The sequence below is a fragment of the Pseudomonas sp. SD17-1 genome, from assembly GCF_029201585.1.
GTDB lineage: Bacteria > Pseudomonadota > Gammaproteobacteria > Pseudomonadales > Pseudomonadaceae > Aquipseudomonas > Aquipseudomonas palmensis.
Genome location: NZ_CP104044.1, coordinates 4,485,283 through 4,500,565, shown reverse-complemented (window position 1 = coordinate 4,500,565; position 15,283 = coordinate 4,485,283). Strand labels below are relative to the sequence as shown.

12 protein-coding genes are annotated in these 15,283 nt (G+C 67.0%); 3 read left to right on the top strand and 9 right to left on the bottom strand.

What is annotated here, in order from left to right:
* Positions 1–76: 76 nt before the first annotated feature.
* Together N0B28_RS20475 and N0B28_RS20470 are read right to left on the bottom strand one after the other, a co-directional pair.
* The gene (locus N0B28_RS20475) at positions 77–1,693 is read right to left on the bottom strand and encodes an FMN-binding glutamate synthase family protein (protein ID WP_054914757.1); all 1,617 of its coding nucleotides are present in this window, start codon (positions 1,691–1,693) and stop codon (positions 77–79) included.
* A 130-nt stretch (positions 1,694–1,823) separates the two neighbouring features.
* Positions 1,824–6,092, bottom strand: a complete 4,269-nt coding sequence (locus N0B28_RS20470) for a DEAD/DEAH box helicase (protein WP_275728390.1) — start codon at positions 6,090–6,092, stop codon at positions 1,824–1,826.
* Positions 6,093–6,294: 202 nt separating this feature from the next.
* Between N0B28_RS20470 and N0B28_RS20465 the strand changes: the two genes are divergently transcribed.
* Both N0B28_RS20465 and N0B28_RS20460 read left to right on the top strand, forming a co-directional pair.
* A complete protein-coding gene (locus N0B28_RS20465; RefSeq protein ID WP_043861997.1) occupies positions 6,295–6,702 on the top strand; it encodes an NUDIX domain-containing protein in 408 nt (135 codons plus the stop codon).
* Positions 6,699–7,337, top strand: coding sequence for a LysE family translocator (locus N0B28_RS20460; protein ID WP_043861996.1), 639 nt, complete (start codon positions 6,699–6,701; stop codon positions 7,335–7,337). Before N0B28_RS20465 ends, N0B28_RS20460 begins: the two co-directional genes overlap by 4 nt.
* 18 nt (positions 7,338–7,355) lie before the next feature.
* Here the strand turns inward: N0B28_RS20460 and metR are convergent, their stop codons facing one another.
* Positions 7,356–8,273 (bottom strand): transcriptional regulator MetR, encoded by a 918-nt coding sequence (gene metR, locus N0B28_RS20455; protein ID WP_043861995.1) that lies wholly within the window; start codon positions 8,271–8,273, stop codon positions 7,356–7,358.
* 180 nt (positions 8,274–8,453) lie between these two features.
* Here metR and N0B28_RS20450 point away from each other — a divergent pair, with 180 nt between their 5' ends.
* Entirely contained in the window at positions 8,454–9,446 is a 993-nt protein-coding gene (locus N0B28_RS20450; protein ID WP_275728385.1) for an alpha/beta hydrolase, read from the top strand.
* Here N0B28_RS20450 and N0B28_RS20445 read toward each other — a convergent pair.
* From N0B28_RS20445 to N0B28_RS20420, 6 genes are all read right to left on the bottom strand, one after another.
* On the bottom strand, positions 9,443–9,769 hold the full coding sequence (locus N0B28_RS20445; protein WP_173925076.1) for a GlpM family protein: 327 nt from the start codon (positions 9,767–9,769) through the stop codon (positions 9,443–9,445). The genes N0B28_RS20450 and N0B28_RS20445 overlap by 4 nt on opposite strands.
* A gap of 21 nt (positions 9,770–9,790) precedes the next feature.
* Positions 9,791–11,116, bottom strand: a complete 1,326-nt coding sequence (locus tag N0B28_RS20440) for a sigma-54 dependent transcriptional regulator (RefSeq protein ID WP_043861992.1) — start codon at positions 11,114–11,116, stop codon at positions 9,791–9,793.
* Positions 11,113–13,020, bottom strand: a complete 1,908-nt coding sequence (locus N0B28_RS20435) for an ATP-binding protein (RefSeq protein WP_254996563.1) — start codon at positions 13,018–13,020, stop codon at positions 11,113–11,115. Before N0B28_RS20435 ends, N0B28_RS20440 begins: the two co-directional genes overlap by 4 nt.
* A gap of 66 nt (positions 13,021–13,086) precedes the next feature.
* A complete protein-coding gene (locus N0B28_RS20430) occupies positions 13,087–13,821 on the bottom strand; it encodes an amino acid ABC transporter ATP-binding protein (protein ID WP_043861990.1) in 735 nt (244 codons plus the stop codon).
* On the bottom strand, positions 13,818–14,489 hold the full coding sequence (locus N0B28_RS20425; RefSeq protein WP_043861989.1) for an ABC transporter permease subunit: 672 nt from the start codon (positions 14,487–14,489) through the stop codon (positions 13,818–13,820). The genes N0B28_RS20430 and N0B28_RS20425 overlap by 4 nt, the downstream gene beginning before the upstream one ends.
* The gene (locus N0B28_RS20420; protein WP_043861988.1) at positions 14,489–15,235 is read right to left on the bottom strand and encodes an amino acid ABC transporter permease; all 747 of its coding nucleotides are present in this window, start codon (positions 15,233–15,235) and stop codon (positions 14,489–14,491) included. Before N0B28_RS20420 ends, N0B28_RS20425 begins: the two co-directional genes overlap by 1 nt.
* Positions 15,236–15,283 lie beyond the last annotated feature (48 nt).

The window sequence follows — 15,283 nt, the reverse complement described above, 5'->3', positions numbered from 1 at the left end:
GCCGGGGTTTTTGTGTGGCTGTACCGCCCCTTTGCCGGCAATGCCGGCTCCTGCAGGTGAGGAGTCGGCGACGTCGTTACGCCGCTTCGGCGTTGGGCTCGAAACTGTCTGCCCGCGCCATCTGCCACATCCGCGAGTAGAACTCGCCGTTCACCTCGCCGGTAAGCAGTTCACCCGGCTTGAGGAACACGTGCAGCTGCGAGAACAGCTTGATCTCGGTGGCCGACATGCGCCGCACCAGGTGCTTGGCCTCCAGCTGCGAGGGGTGATCCAGCCCGGCGGCGGCGAGCATCTCGGCCAGCGCCTTGAGCGTGTTGCGGTGGAAGCTGAACACCCGCTGCGCCTTGTCCGGTACCACCAGCGCCCGCTGGCGCAGGCCGTCCTGGGTGGCCACGCCGGTCGGGCACTTGTTGGTATGGCAGCTTTGCGACTGGATGCAGCCGATGGCGAACATGAAGCCGCGCGCCGAGTTGGCCCAGTCGGCACCGATGGCCAGCACGCTGGCGATATCGAACGCACTGACGATCTTGCCGCTGGCGCCCAGCTTGATCTTGTCGCGCAGGTTCAGCCCCACCAGGGTGTTGTGCACGAACAGCAGCCCTTCGCGCAGCGGCACGCCGATGTGGTCGGTGAACTCCACCGGCGCGGCGCCGGTGCCGCCTTCCTTGCCGTCGACCACGATGAAGTCGGGCAGGATGCCGGTCTCGAGCATGGCCTTGGCAATGCCCATGAACTCCCACGGGTGGCCCAGGCAGAACTTGAAGCCGACCGGCTTGCCGCCGGACAGCTCGCGCAGCTGGGCAATGAACTGCATCAGCTCGATGGGGGTGGAGAATGCGCTGTGGCGCGACGGCGAGATGCAGTCTTCGCCCATCATGATGCCGCGGGTGTCGGCGATTTCCTGGGTCACCTTGTGCTTGGGCAGGATGCCGCCGTGGCCGGGCTTGGCGCCCTGGCTCATCTTGATTTCGATCATGCGCACCTGCGGGCTGCTGGCCTGCTGCGCGAAGCGCTCGGGGTCGAAGCGACCGTCCGAGGTGCGGCAGCCGAAGTAGCCGCTGCCCAGTTCCCAGGTCAGGTCGCCGCCATGTTCGCGGTGGTAGGGGCTGATGCTGCCCTCGCCGGTGTCATGTGCGAAGTTGCCGAGCTTGGCACCCTGGTTGAGGGCGCGAATGGCGTTGGCGCTGAGCGAGCCGAAACTCATGGCCGAGATGTTGAACACCGAGGCCGAATAGGGCTGGGTGCACTGCGGGCCGCCGACGATCACCCGAAAGCTCTCGGGGTCGCTGAGCGGTGCCGGGCGCATGGAGTGGCCGATGAACTCGAAGCCCGACTGGTAGACGTCGATCAGGGTGCCGAACGGCTTGTCGGCGGTTTCGTTCTTGGCCCGCGAGTACACCAGCGAGCGCTGGGCGCGGGAGAAGGGCAGCGCATCGCTGTCGGATTCGAGCAGGTACTGGCGGATTTCCGGGCGGATGCCCTCCACCAGGTAGCGGATGTTGCCCAAAATCGGGTAGTTGCGCCGCACCGCATGGCGGCTCTGCAGCAGGTCGAACAGGCCCAGCAGGCTGAGCAGGCCGGTGACCAGGGTGAAGGGCCACAGCCAGTCGTGGTGCAGGAACGGCAGGCTGGCGAGGGTGAACACGACACACGCGGCGAAGAAGGCATAACGGCTGAGGAGGGAGAGGCTCATGCGGGTTCCTTTTGCAGGCAATCCAAGACCTTATATCGAATGGGGGATTGGATGCCAGTGAACCCATCAAGACAGCGTTGCGGCCTTCGCCGGCAATGCCGGCTCCTGCACACACCGCAAAGCTTCGGGATCAGTGATGGACACCGCGCACCACCCGCTCACGCAGCGCCGCATCCTCCTGCACCCAGTACTGCGCCTTGCCCGCCACCCGCGCCGCCACCGCCACGCCGTCGCGGTACACCACCCGGTTGCCGCTCACCGCTGCCACCTTGGTGCCGGGCAGCAAGGTGCCCACCAGGTTCAGCGGGTCGCTGGCACTCACCGCCACCAGGCTGCCATCCAGCGGGCGCCTGCGTACTTCGCGCAATACGCCGATGGCCTCGGGCAAGGCGAACTGTTCGCCGGCCAGCCCGCTGATGAAGCGACCGCCACGGATCTCGCCACGCGCCTCCAGGCGGTGCAACGTGCGCAGCAGGTCCCGCCAGCTCGGCAGCCAGTCGGCCTCGCGTTCGAGCAGCCGCCAGCACACCACGCCATAGCGGCGCAGCAGGGTCAGGGCCACCTGTTCCAGGGCGTCCTCGGCCGGCGTGCCGGCGCGGCGCAGCAATGCCCAGCGCCCGGCGTCCTCCATGCCGCCACTGAATGCCCCGCGACCGCGCCGATGGCTGCGTGCCTGGCGCTTGCTGGCCGGGGTGATCAGTGCACGCAGGCCGGCAAAGCTGTCGGCACTGATCTGCCCGGCCGCCACCAGCTCCTGCAGGACTGTCTCCAGCTCGCTGGGCAACAGGCGTGCCTCGTCGCGCAGCTCATCGAAAAACAGTGCGCCGTGCTCGCTGAGCGCGGCCAGTACACGTTGCGCGCGGGGCGACGGTGCCGGGGCGTCGTCGGTGGCGGCCAGTGCTCGCCACAACCCCAGCCGCGCCCGTGGCAGCAGCACGACAGGGGTGCTGCGCAGGGTACTGGCCGCAGCCTTGCCCGAAGGGGCCAGGCGAGCCCACACGAACTTGCCGGCCCGGCAGGCATCGTCCAGCCACTGCCCGCTGTAGTCGCGCAGCCGGCTCGGCAGCAGGTCGCTTTCCCAGGCCGAGGCCGCTGCGGCGAAGCCTTCCAGTTGGGTCAGCGCCTCGCCCAGCGCCGCCGGGCCCTCCAGCCGGGTGCCGGGCGAAAGGTGCTGCCAGTCGAACAGAAAGCGCATGAAGTCCTGCAGGCTGACCGGCTCGATTTCGCGGCGCAGGCGCTTGAGCGTGTAGCGGTGGATGCGCGCCAGCAGGTGGCGTTCGCACCATTGTTCAGGGGTGTGGCCCGGGCTGAAGTGCCCGCGCATCACATAGCCCTCCGCTTCCAGGCGCAGCATGGCCTGCTCGACCTGTGAGGGGCTCAGGCACAGCGGCGCGCCGATCTCGCTGCTGGTCAGCGGGCCGAAGCCGCTCAGGCGCGCGCGCAGCAGTTCCACGGCAGCACTGTCGGCATCGATGGGCTGATCGAACCCGGGCAATGGGGTGGGCGCCGCTTGCGGGTACAGCGCCAGCAGCCACGGCAGGCGTTCGCGGGCCAGCCACAGGCCGCCACCCTGCGGCAACTTCAGGTGGCAGGCGCGTGCGCCGGCGGCCAGTTGCTGCAGCCATGCCAGCCAGCCCGGGTTGGCCTGCACCTCGGCATCGCACACGGCCGCCAGGCTCATCAGTGCCTCGTGCATTTCGTCAGCGCCGCCTGGCAACGGCCAGGCCTCGGCACGCACTGCGGCAATCGCCTGCGGATCCAGTGCGCCCAGGTCGTCGGCACTTTGCGGGTCGCTCCAGCGCCGGTTGAGCACGGCCTGGGTGCGCCGCTCTTCCAGCGGTGCGTCATCGAGAAAGGCGTATGGACGTGCATTCAGGATCGCCGCCGCCAGGGGCGAAGGCGCCGGCAGGTCGCGGCAGATCAGGCGGATGCGCTTGTCTTCGATGCGCCGCAGCAGGTTCACCCAGCCCTCGCAATCCATCGCCTCGTGCAGGCAGTCGTCGAGGGTCTGCTCCACCAGCGGGTGGTCGGGAATCTCGCGCTCGCCGACGATGTTTTCCAGGCACGCCAGCTGGTCGGGGAACACGGCAGCGGTGAGGTCTTCGCTTTTCATGCGCTGGATCTGCGGGGCGACCTTGCGCCCGCCGGCATAGCGCGGCAGTGCCAGCGACACCCCGGCGTTCCAGCGCCAGCGCACGCCGAACAGCGGCGCATCGAGCACGGCCTGGGTCAGCAGGTGCTCGGCACTGGCGCTGGAAATGTAGCGCCACACCTCTTCCAGGGCAAAACTGTGGCCGGCCGACAGCGACAGGATCAGCGCATCCTCGCTGGCTGCCGCCTGCAACTCGAAATTGAAGGTGCGACAGAAGCGTTTGCGCAGTGCCAGCCCCCAGGCGCGGTTGATGCGGCTGCCGAAGGGCGAGTGGATGATCAGCTGGGTACCGCCGGACTCATCGAAAAAGCGCTCCATGATCAGCGTGTCCTGCGAGGGCAGGGCGCCGAGGGCCTGGCGGGTGCGGGCCAGGTAGTCGAGCAGTTGCTCGGCGCTGTCCGCGTTCAGCCCGAGCGTGGCGTGCAGCCAGGTCAGCAGCGGTTGCAGCTGGCCGCCGCTGGCATCCAGGCGCTGGTCGATTTCGGCTTGCAGGCGTGCCACCGCGAAGGACAGCTCGTCGCTGCGCCCCGGCGCCTCGCCCAGCCAGAAGGGGATGGTCGGCGGTTGCCCGTGGGCATCCTCTACCCGTACCTTGCCGGCCTCCACGCGCAGGATGCGGTACGACGCGTTGCCCAGCTGGAAGATGTCGCCGGCGATGCTCTCCACCGCGAAGTCTTCGTTCACGCTGCCGATGTTCAAGGCCTGGGGTTCGAGCAGCACGCGGTAGTCGGCGTTGTCCGGTATCGCCCCGCCACTGGTCAGGGCAGCCAGCTGGCTGCCGCGCCTTCCACGCAACTGGGCACTGACCGCATCGCGGTGCAGGTACGCGCCGCGCACGCCCTGGCGCCCGCTGTAGCCTTCGGCGAGCATGCGCAGCAGGGCCTGGTAATGTGCCTGGTCGAGATTGGCGTAGGGCATCGCGCGGGTGAGGCACGCAAACAGCGCCTGTTCGTCCCAGGGCTGGCAACTGACCTCGGCGACGATCTGCTGGGCCAGCACGTCCAGCGGTGCGTTGGGGATATGCAGCTCGTCCAGCTCGCCACGGCGCACGCAGTCGAGCAGGGCCACGCACTCGATCAGCTCGTCGCGGGTGGTGGCGAACACACGACCCTTGGGGGTGCCGTCCACCTGGTGTCCGGAGCGGCCAACCCTCTGCAGCAGCGCGGCAATCGAGCCAGGCGAGCCGATCTGGCACACCAGGTCGACCTCGCCGATGTCGATGCCCAGCTCCAGCGAGGCGGTGGCCACCAGCACCTGCAGCTCGCCGCGCTTGAGACGCTGCTCGGCGTCGAGGCGAAATTCCTTGGCCAGGCTGCCATGGTGCGCGGCCACCGCCTCGCGCCCCAGGCGCTCGCTCAGGTGGCGCGCCAGGCGCTCGGCCAGGCGCCGGGTGTTGACGAACACCAGGGTGGTGCGATGCTCGCGGGCCAGTTGCGCGAGGCGATCGTAGACCAGTTCCCACACATCGTTGGCCATCACCGCGCCCAGTGGCGCGCGCGGTACCTCGATGGCCAGGTCGCGCTGGCGCGCATGGCCGATATCCACCAGGGCGCACGGGCGCTGGTGGCCCACCAGGTACTGCGCCACCCGCTCGATCGGACGCTGGGTGGCCGACAGGCCGATGCGCCGCAGCGGGCGCTGGCACAGCGCCTGCAGGCGTTCCAGGCTCAACGCCAGGTGGCTGCCGCGCTTGTTGCCGGCCACGGCGTGGATCTCGTCGACGATTACCGTGTGCACCGAGGCCAGGCCCTGGCGCCCGGACGTCGAGCCGAGCAGCACGTACAGCGACTCGGGGGTGGTCACCAGGATATGCGGGGGCTGGCGGCGCATGGCCGCGCGTTCCTTCTGCGGGGTATCGCCGCTGCGCACTGCGGTGCGCAGGGTAGGGGTGGGCAGCCCGAGGGCGGCCAGTTCGGCGCTGATACCGGCCAGGGGGGCCTGCAGGTTGAGCTGGATGTCGTTGGACAGCGCCTTGAGCGGCGAGACGTACACCACCAGCGTCTGTTCGGGCAGCTCGCCGCCGGCTTGCAGGGCCTGGGTGAAGAGTTCGTCGAGGACCGCGAGGAACGCGGTGAGGGTCTTGCCGGAGCCGGTGGGGGCCGCCACCAGCAGCGATTGCCCGCTGCGGATCAGCGGCCATGCCTGGGCCTGGGCGGCGGTCACCGTGGCGAAACGGTGCTGGAACCAGGCACGGACGGCGAGGTGGAAGGCGTCGAGTACCGGGTGATTGCGGGCGGGCAGGTTCATCAGCTGTTTATGCGGCCGTTGCGCCCTGGTTGCAAGGGGCTTTCGTCAGGCTGCTGCGGCCGCTTCGCCGGCAAGGCCGACTCCTACAAGGAATGCGCCGAACCTGTGGGAGCCGGCCTTGCCGGCGAAGCGCTCAGCAAGATTGAAAGCCCTGCGCCAGCATGTGATCCTAGCGCGCCTTCCCCGCCACGAGCCGCCCACCATGAGCAAAACCATCCGTATCGCCGCTGCCCTGTTGCTCGACGCTCAGGGCCGAACCCTGTTGGTACGCAAGCGCGGCACCCTGGCCTTCATGCAGCCTGGCGGCAAGATCGAACCCCACGAGCAACCCGTGGATGCCCTGGCCCGCGAGCTGTTCGAAGAGCTGGGCCTGCGCATCGACCCGCAGCAGGCGCAGTACCTGGGCCAGTTCAGCGCACCGGCGGCCAACGAGCCGGGTTTCGAAGTGCAAGCCGAGCTGTTTCAGTTGCACACCGACCTGACGCTTGAACCCGCAGCGGAAATCGAGGAAGCCTGCTGGGTCGATGCCCACCAGGTGGATCACCTCGAACTGGCGCCGCTGACCCGCGACCTGATCCTGCCGCTGCACCTGCAACGGGCCGCGCAATGATCCCGCTGCACGAATGGCTGCTGTTCAGCGGCGCCGCGCTGCTGATGGTACTGACCCCCGGGCCGAACATGATCTACCTGATCTCGCGCTCGATCTGCCAGGGCCGCATGGCCGGCGTGACGTCGCTGATCGGTGTGGTGGGCGGGTTTCTGGTGCACATGACGGCCGCAGCTGTGGGCCTCACCGCGTTGTTCATGGCCGTGCCGCTGGGTTACGACCTGCTGCGCTGGGCCGGTGCCGGCTACTTGCTGTGGATGGCCTGGCAGGCGGTCAAGCCGGGTGCGCGCTCGCCGTTCGAGCCCCGTGAGGTGGCCCCGGATTCACCGGCGCGGCTGGTGACGATGGGGTTTCTGACCAGCGTGCTGAACCCCAAGGTGGCGGTGTTCTACCTGTCGGTGCTGCCGCAATTCATTTCGCCCGAGCACGGCTCGGTGCTGGCGCAGAGCCTGACCCTGGGCCTGACCCAGATCGGCGTGAGCTTCACCGTGAACCTGCTGATCGCACTGTTCGCCGCCGGCCTGTCGGCCTGGTTCGCGCGCTACCCGCTGTGGCTGATGTTGCAGCGCTACGTGATGGGCTTTGTGCTGGCGGCCCTTGCGCTGCGCCTGGTGCAGGAACAACGCAAACTGGCCTGATGCTTGCCGCTTGAACCTTCAGCGCACCGCACTGACCCCATCCAGGGTCGAGAACGAGGTGTCCTTGGCGGTCAGCAGAAAGTCGCGCATGTACGGTGCATCGAGCATGTCGCTGCGCACTGCGGCGTACAGCGTGGCGAACAGGCCCTTTTCACCCAGGCGCTTGCCCTTCACGTAGCCGCGCGAGCTGTACTCGTGCAGGGCCCAGTGCGGCATGCCGCACACCCCGCGTCCGCTGGCCACCAACTGCATCATCATCACCGTCAGCTCGGCGGTGCGCACCTGCCCGGGCTCGATGTCGGCAGGCTCCAGAAAGCGCGTGAAGATGTCCAGGCGGTCGCGTTCCACCGGGTAGGTGATCAGGGTTTCCGTGGCCAGGTCCTGCGGCACCACGTAGGGCCTGGAGGCCAGTACGTGCTGGTTGGCCACCGCCAGCATCGCCTCGTAGGTGAACAGCGGCACGTAGGTGATACCGGTCAGCTCCAGCGGGTCGGAGGTCACCACCAGGTCCAGGTCGCCACGGGCCAGGGCCGGCAGCGGGGCGAAGGCGAAGCCCGAGGCCAGGTCCAGCTCCACCTCTGGCCAGGCATCGCGGAACTGGTCGATGGTGGGCATCAGCCACTGGAAGCAGCTGTGGCACTCGATGGCCATGTGCAGGCGCCCGGCAGTGCCGCCGGCCAGGCGCGCAATGTCCCGTTCGGCGCCGCGCAGCAGCGGCAGGGTGGCATCGGCCAGTTGCAGCAGGCGCAGGCCGGCGCTGGTGAAGCGGATCGGCTTGGTCTTGCGGGTGAACAGTTGCATGCCCAGGCGTTCTTCGAGTTCCTTGAACTGGTGGGACAACGCCGACTGGGTCAGGTGCAGGCGCTCGGCGGCCTCCACCAGGCTGTCGGCTTCGCGCAGGGCGTGCAGGGTCTTGAGGTGGCGAATTTCCAGCACCAGGGTGCTCCATGAACAGAATTTGATGGATGAGACAATTCGTTGAGTTTGTCTCATGTTGACGATGCTGTCGACCGCCCGGCAGTTGTCATCAAACGGTCACCGATCTGTGGCAGCGCGCCGGCATGAACTTCATCAGACTCGCGCTTTACTGGCGAACTGCACTCTGGTGTTTCTTTCATGCGGGCAATCCTGTTTCTGGTGGCGCTGTGCAGCGCCTTTTCTTCGTTCGCGGCGCCTCGCTGCGACATCACTTCAGCTATCCGATACGCCGAGGCGGGGCCGGTCAGCCTGGCCTATCAGAGCATCGGGCGTGACAGCGACCCGGCCCTGCTGCTGGTCATGGGCCTGGGCGGCCAGTTGATCCACTGGCCCGACGAGGTGGTACTTGCGCTGTGCCAGCAGGGCTTCAGGGTGATCCGCTACGACAACCGCGACGTCGGCCTGTCGCGCTGGAACCAGTCCCCCGCCCAGGCCAATCTGACGGTCGAGGCGCTGCGCTACCGGCTCGGCCTGCCGGTGGCGGCGCCCTACAGCCTGAGCGACATGGCCGCTGATGGCCTGGCGCTGATGGATGCGCTGCACGCGCAGCGCTTTCATGTGCTGGGGGTGAGCATGGGTGGAATGATTGCCCAGCACCTGGCGGCGATGGCGCCCGAGCGGGTCGAGAGCCTGACCCTGATCATGTCCAGTTCGGGGGCGCAGGGGCTGCCGGCGCCTGCGCCGGCGCTGGTTCGGCAGTTGGCCCGGCGCGGTGCGCCGAATCGCCAGGTGGCCCTGGAGCAGCAGGCCGACCTGCTGGCCGCGCTGGGCAGCCCGCAGGTGCAGGATGATCGCCAGGCCCTGTTGCAGCAGGCCGCCACTGCCTACGACCGGGCCTTCAACCCCGAAGGCGTGCAGCGCCAGGTCATGGCCATACTTGCCGAGCCCAGCCGTGTCGAGCTGCTCGACAACCTGCGAGTCCCGGCCCTGGTGGTGCACGGCACGGCCGACCCGCTGTTGCCGGTGATGCACGGCGTGCACCTGGCCGCGCACATCCAGGGCAGCCAGCTACGCCTGATACCGGGCCTGGCGCACCGCTTCCAGGAGCCGTTCAAGGCCCCGCTGCTGGCGGCGGTACTGCCTTACCTGAAGGCGCACCGCGAAGAGCTGGGCCATCTGGCCCAACGCTAGTGCAGGCGCACCCATACGCTGACCAGCACGGTGGCGGCGATCAGCCAGGCCACTGCCGCCAGCGCCAGTGACAGCTCCAGGCGCAGGCGGTCGACCAGCACGTACAGCGCGGCCAGGTACACGAAGTAGGGGATGATCGACCACATGCCGAACACGATGGTGGCCTTCAGGTCCTCCAGCGAGCGGCCCTTGCCGATGATGTAGTGGGCAATCAGGGCAAAGGTGGGAAACAGCGGCACCAGCCCGGCCACGTAGTAATTGCGGGTCTTGGCCAGGGCCGCGATGATCAGCACCACCACGGCGCCCAGGCAGGCCTTGAGAATCATGTCCATCGAAACGCTCGCTCAGGCCAGGCCGTATTTTTTGACTTTGTCGAACAGGGTGGTCTTGGCCATGCCCAGCTCCTGGCTGGCCTGGCTGAGGTTGCCGCCGGTGCGCTGCAGGGCGTCGCTGAGCAGGTTGCGCTCGAAGGCCTCGACCGCCTCGGCAAAGCCCAGGCTCTGCGCCACATTGGCGCCGGCCTTCTTGAACGCCGGCAGGCCCAGGGCGTGGCGCTCGGCCACGTTGCGCAGCTCGCGCACGTTGCCCGGCCAGTCATGGGCCATCAGGCGCGACAGGGTCTGGCTGTCCAGCGGCGGTGCCTCGCGGTCGAAGCGCAGGGCCGACTGCTGCAGGAAGTGCTCGAACAGTTGCAGGATGTCTTCGCGGCGCTCGCGCAGCGGCGGCAGTTCCAGGGTCACCACGTTGAGGCGGTAGTACAGGTCGCTGCGAAACTGGCCGGTCTGGCCGAGGGCATCCAGGTCCGATTTGGTGGCGGCGATCACCCGGCAATCCACCGCAATGCTCTGGTTCGAACCCAGGCGTTCCAGGGTGCGCTCCTGCAACACGCGCAGCAGCTTGATCTGCAGGTTGAGCGGCATGCTCTCGACTTCGTCGAGAAACAGCGTGCCGCCGTTGGCGTGCTCGATCTTGCCGATGCGGCGCTTGCCGGCACCCGTGAAGGCGTTGGCCTCGTGGCCGAAGATTTCGGTCTCGAACAGGTTCTCCGGCAGGCCGCCGCAGTTCAACGCCACGAAGGGCTGGCTCTGGCGCCGGCTGAAGTCGTGCAGGCAGCGCGCGACCAGCTCCTTGCCGGTGCCGGTCTCGCCCTCGATCAGCACGTTGGCCGAGGTATCGGCGACGTTGGCGATCAGCTCGCGCAGGTTCTGCATGGCCGGCGAGCGGCCGATGATGCGCCCCTCCAGGGTGCTGCGCTCGGCCAGCTGGCGGCGCAGCGAGAACACTTCGCGGGCCAGGCCGCGCTGTTCCAGCGCCCGGCGCACCACATCCACCAGGCGCTCCGGCGAGAAGGGCTTTTCCATGAAGTCGTAGGCGCCGTTGCGCATGGCGCCCACGGCCATGTCGATGTCGCCGTGGCCGGTGATCAGCACCACCGGCAGGCTCTTGTCGCGGGCCTTGAGGCGGCTGAGCAGTTCCAGGCCATCGATGCCCGGCAGGCGGATATCGCTGACCACGATGCCGGCGAAATCATCGCCGATGCGCTCCAGTGCCTGTTCGGCACTGCCGACGCCTTCGCAGGCGATATCTTCCAGGGCCAGCGCCTGCTGGCACCCGAGCAACACATGCGGATCGTCTTCGACGATCAGGACGGTAAGGGGCGATGGGGTCATAGGGACTCGGCAGGTTCAGTGGGGGCATCGACCAGCGGCAGGCTGAGCACGAACGCGGTACCGCCGCTGGCGGGGTGTTCGACGTTCAGGGTACCGCCGGCTGCAGCGGCGAGGCTGGCCGACAGGGTCAGGCCCAGGCCCAGGCCGTGCTCGCCCGGTTTGGTGGTGAAAAACGGTTCGAACAGGTGCTTGCGCGCTTCATCGTCGATGCCATGACCGTTGTCGCGCACGCGCAGGCGATACTTGTCGCCCACCAGCTCGCCTTCGAGCCAGAGTTGCGGCAGCGGCACCGCGGCCATGGCATCCAGGGCGTTGCCGATCAGGTTGACCAGGATCTGCTCCAGGCGGGTCTGGTCGATGGTCAGTTGCTGGTCGGCGTACTCGAGGTGCAGTTTCAGGTGGCAGCCCTCGATGCGCGCATTGAGCAGTTGCAGGGCGGCGGTCACGGCCTTTTCCAGCGAGGCCTGGCCACGGTCATCGCCGCGCCGGGCGAACGAGCGCAGGCTGGCAGTGATACGGCCCATGCGGTCGATCAGTTCGTTCATGGTCAGCAGGTTGGCGCTGGCGGTTTCCAGCGCACCGCGCTGCAGAAAGCGCACGGTGTTGCCCGACAGGGTGCGCAGCGCCGCCAGCGGCTGGTTCAGCTCATGGGCGATGCTGGTCGACATCTGCCCGATGGCCGCCAGCTTGCCGGCCTGCACCAGTTCGTCCTGGGCATGGCGCAGGGTCTGCTCGGCGTGCCGGCGTTCGCGGATCTGGCCCTTGAGGCGTTCGTTGCTGGCACGCAGGTCGGCGGTGCGCTCGGCAATCTTGCGTTCGAGCTGGTTGTTGGCTTCTTCCAGCGCCTCGCGGGCGGCCAGGCGGGTGGCGATCACCTTGCGCCGCTCGTTCCAGGCTATCAGCAGGATCGCCAGCAGGGCGAAGGCCACGGCCACCAGCACGCCCTGGATCATCGATTCGTGGCGCAGGTCCTGCAGCGGGGTCAGCAGGGTGAAGTGCCAGGGCGTGTCGCTCAGGCGCCGGGTCTGGGCCAGGTAGGTGACCTTGCGGTTGCTGTCGCCCAGTTCGGCATTGGCAGGAAAGGTCAGCTTCTCGACCCCGTCGGCGAGCTTCTCGCGCGCCAGCGGCTGCAGTTCGTTGAGCGGGAACCAGTAGTACTGCAGGCTGCGCGCCAGGCGCTCCTTGATTTCCGGGGTCAGCGGGCGCACCGACTTCAGGCGCCGCGCGGGGTCGCTGGAGAGGATGATGATGCCGTTCTCGTCGCTGACGAAGGCTTCCAGGCGGGCTCGCTGCCAGCGCTCTTCGAGCGCTTCCAGGCGCACCTTGATCACCGCCACGCCGATGATCTTGCCGTGTTCTTCCAGGCCATGGGCCAGGTAGTAGCCAGGTTCGCCGGTGGTGCTGCCGATGCCGTAGAAGCGCCCGGGCTGGCCGCGCACGGCATTCTGGAAATAGGCACGGAACGAGAGGTCTTCGCCCAGGTAGCTGTCGACGTCGCGCCAGTTGCTGGTGGCCTGCACCCGGCCGGTGGTGTCGAGCACATAGATGGCGCGGCTGCGGCTGCGCCGGTTGAGCCCTTCGAGGTATTCGTTGACCGCCTGGCGCTGGTCGCCATCGGTGGAGTTCAGCAGGCTGGAGACGCTGTCTTCGAGTTCCAGCAGGCTGGGCAGGTAGGTGTACTTGCTGATCTCGCTCTCGACCGCGCGGGCATGCAGTTCAAGCTGACGCTCGCCGGTCTCGCTGAGGGTGCGGATGCCGTTGTGCTCGCTGATCAGGTAGCCGACCACACCCAGGCCGATCATCAGCAGCAGGACCAGTGGGGGCAGGAACAGGTGGCGGATCAGGCGAGGTTTCACGGCAAGGTCAGGCTTGGCTGGGCGAAAGAGCGTGGGATCGCATTTCATCACAGTGGCCTTGTCACGACCAGCGCCCTCTGCCCGGCGTGGGCCGGGCAGGGGCACCGGGCGGCATCAGTGCTGCAGGATCTTGCTGAGGAAGTGCTGGGTACGCTCGTCGCGCACGCTCTGGTCACCGAAGAACTCTTCCTTGGTGCAGTCTTCGATGATGTTGCCCTTGTCCATGAAGATCACCCGGTTGGCCACTTTGCGCGCAAAGCCCATTTCGTGGGTCACGCACATCATGGTCATGCCTTCGTGGGCCAGTTGCACCATCACGTCGAGTACCTCGCTGACCATTTCCGGGTCCAGGGCCGAGGTGGGTTCGTCGAACAGCATCACGATCGGGTCCATGGCCAGGGCGCGGGCGATGGCCACGCGCTGCTGCTGGCCGCCGGAGAGCTGGCCGGGGTGCTTGTGCGCATGGGCCGACAGGCCGACGCGCTCAAGCAGTTGCAGGCCCTTCTTGGTGGCTTCTTCCTTGCTGCGGCCCAGCACCTTGATCTGCGCGATGGTCAGGTTCTCGGTGATGGTCAGGTGCGGGAACAGTTCGAAGTGCTGGAACACCATGCCGACCCGCGAGCGCAGCTTGGGCAGGTTGGTCTTGGGGTCGGCGATCGAGGTGCCGTCGACCACGATGTCGCCCTTCTGGAACGGTTCCAGCGCGTTGACGCACTTGATCAGGGTGGACTTGCCCGAGCCAGACGGCCCGCACACCACCACCACTTCGCCTTTCTTGACCTCGGTGCTGCAGTCGGTCAGAACCTGGAAATCGCCGTACCACTTGTTGACGTTCTTGATGGAAATCATACGGTTATCCTTTTCTGCAGACGCTTGACCAGGAAGGAAGCGGAGAAGCTGATGACAAAGTACACGGCGCCGGCAAACAGCAGGAACTCGTTGGAGCGCCCGATGATGTCGCCACTGGCCCGTGCCGAGTTGAGGAAGTCCACCAGGCCCACGGTGTAGACCAGCGAGGTGTCCTGGAACAGGATGATGCTCTGCTGCAGCAGCAGCGGGGTCATCTTGCGAAATGCCTGGGGCAGGATGATCAGGCGCATGGTCTGCGCGTAGTTCATGCCCAGTGCCTGGGCAGCCGCCATCTGGCCCTTGGAGATCGACTGCACGCCGGCCCGCACGATTTCGCAGAAGTACGCCGCCTCGAACATCATGAATGCCACGACGCAGGAGGTGAACGCACCCACCGGGGTGTCTTCGCCGGTGATCCAGCGCAGCACGAACGGTACCGCCAGGTAGAACCAGGTGATCACCAGCAGCAGCGGGATGGAGCGAAAGTAGTTCACGTAGGCGCCGGCCAGGCGTGAAAGCAGCTTGCTCGACGACAACCGCATCAGTGCCAGCACGGTACCCAGCGCGATGCCGCCAATGATGCCCATGAGCATCAGTTGCAGGGTCATCTTCATGCCGTTCCACAGGCCCGGCAGGGCTGGCACGATTCCACTGAAATCCATGTCCATTATTTACCCCCCACGGAGATCAGGCCCGGCACCGCGACTTTCTTCTCGACCAGGCGCATCAGCAGCATCAGCCCCATGTTCAGGGTGAAGTAGATCAGCGTGGCCAGGGTGAAGGCCTCGAACAGGTTGGCCGAGAACTCGGCGGTCTGCTTGGTCTGTGCCAGCAGCTCCATCAGGCCGATCAGCGACGCCACCGAGGAGTTCTTGAACACGTTCAGGAATTCGGAGGTAAGCGGCGGAATGATGATCCGGTAGGCTTGCGGCAGCAGCACGTTGTTGTAGATCTGCGGCAGGCTGAAGCCCATGGCGCGGGCAGCGGCTTCCTGGCCACGGGGCAGCGCCTGGATGCCGGTGCGCACCTGCTCGCACACCCGTGCAGCGGTGAACAGCCCCAGGCAGATGACCACGCTGATCAGCGCCGAGGTGGTCGGGTTGAGGTCCTGCTTGTACCACTCCTGCAGGCCTTCGGGCAGCAGGTCGGGTACCAGGAAGTACCAGATGAACAGCTGCACCAGCAGCGGCACATTGCGAAACAGTTCCACGTAGCACGTGGCGATACCCGACACCAGACGGTTCGGTACGGTACGCATGACGCCGAGCACCGAGCCCAGCAGCAGCGCAATGATCCAGGCGGCAACGGCGATCAGGATGGTCCAGCCCAGGCCGGTGATATACCAGTCCAGGTAGGTCTCGCTGCCAACGCCGGTGGACTTGAAAAAAACGCCCCAGTCCCAGTTGTAATTCATCGGGGTCTCCCCTCAGATCGGTTGTTTCACGGGCACCTTCGAGCATCC

Coding starts and splice junctions, on each gene's coding strand:
- N0B28_RS20475 (WP_054914757.1), bottom strand. CDS start 1,693: ATGAGCCTCTCCCTCCTCAGCCGTTATGCCTTCTTCGCCGCGTGTGTC.
- N0B28_RS20470 (WP_275728390.1), bottom strand. CDS start 6,092: ATGAACCTGCCCGCCCGCAATCACCCGGTACTCGACGCCTTCCACCTC.
- N0B28_RS20465 (WP_043861997.1), top strand. CDS start 6,295: ATGAGCAAAACCATCCGTATCGCCGCTGCCCTGTTGCTCGACGCTCAG.
- N0B28_RS20460 (WP_043861996.1), top strand. CDS start 6,699: ATGATCCCGCTGCACGAATGGCTGCTGTTCAGCGGCGCCGCGCTGCTG.
- N0B28_RS20450 (WP_275728385.1), top strand. CDS start 8,454: ATGCGGGCAATCCTGTTTCTGGTGGCGCTGTGCAGCGCCTTTTCTTCG.
- N0B28_RS20440 (WP_043861992.1), bottom strand. CDS start 11,116: ATGACCCCATCGCCCCTTACCGTCCTGATCGTCGAAGACGATCCGCAT.
- N0B28_RS20435 (WP_254996563.1), bottom strand. CDS start 13,020: ATGAAATGCGATCCCACGCTCTTTCGCCCAGCCAAGCCTGACCTTGCC.
- N0B28_RS20430 (WP_043861990.1), bottom strand. CDS start 13,821: ATGATTTCCATCAAGAACGTCAACAAGTGGTACGGCGATTTCCAGGTT.
- N0B28_RS20425 (WP_043861989.1), bottom strand. CDS start 14,489: ATGGACATGGATTTCAGTGGAATCGTGCCAGCCCTGCCGGGCCTGTGG.
- N0B28_RS20420 (WP_043861988.1), bottom strand. CDS start 15,235: ATGAATTACAACTGGGACTGGGGCGTTTTTTTCAAGTCCACCGGCGTT.